This window comes from Nitratireductor sp. GCM10026969, from assembly GCF_042660605.1.
GTDB lineage: Bacteria > Pseudomonadota > Alphaproteobacteria > Rhizobiales > Rhizobiaceae > Chelativorans.
Genome location: NZ_JBHSUM010000337.1, coordinates 1 through 551, shown reverse-complemented (window position 1 = coordinate 551; position 551 = coordinate 1). Strand labels below are relative to the sequence as shown.

The window sequence follows — 551 nt, the reverse complement described above, 5'->3', positions numbered from 1 at the left end:
CGTCGCTCGTCAGGTCGCCGGCCTGGCCGAGGTCCTCGGCGAGTGCGGCGCGGACCAGCGGTTCCGTCATGACGGTGGGAAGGGGCGGCACGGGTCTCATGTCAGGCGCTCCGGGCGAAGGACGGGGCAGGCGCGCATGCGGCTTCGCGTGCCGTCGCGAGCGCCTCGGCGAATGTCAGGCGCGAGGACTGCGCCTTTTCGGCCTTGTGCGGAAAATCGATCCGGAAGTGCGCGCCGCGGCTCTCCCGGCGTTGAAGAGCCGCCACGGCGAGCATGAGGGCGACGATGGCGGGATCGGCTTCAGGGCTTTCGCTTGTGGCGCGCGGAAGGAGCTCGGCAATCGCCTGCCGCAAATCGTCTTCGGTGCGCACGAGGCCCAGCGCCCGCGAAACGATCGGACGCAAGGGGGTGGGGTCCGGCCGCGTGGTTTCAACGCGATGCTGTCGGGAGCCGTGGGCTGCCGGCGCTCCGGCGACGCTTTCGGCCACAGAGCGGGCGTAGACCGCCGCCTCCAGCAGCGAATTGCTGGCGAGCCGGTTGGCACCGTGCAG

At 71.0% G+C, this 551-nt stretch carries 2 pseudogenes; both read right to left on the bottom strand.

Annotated elements, in window-relative coordinates:
• A pseudogene (locus ACFP9U_RS25440) lies at nucleotides 1–100 on the bottom strand (nicotinate-nucleotide diphosphorylase (carboxylating)); the annotation flags it as partial.
• A 1-nt stretch (nucleotide 101) separates the two neighbouring features.
• Nucleotides 102–551: pseudogene (locus ACFP9U_RS25380) on the bottom strand (L-aspartate oxidase); the annotation flags it as partial.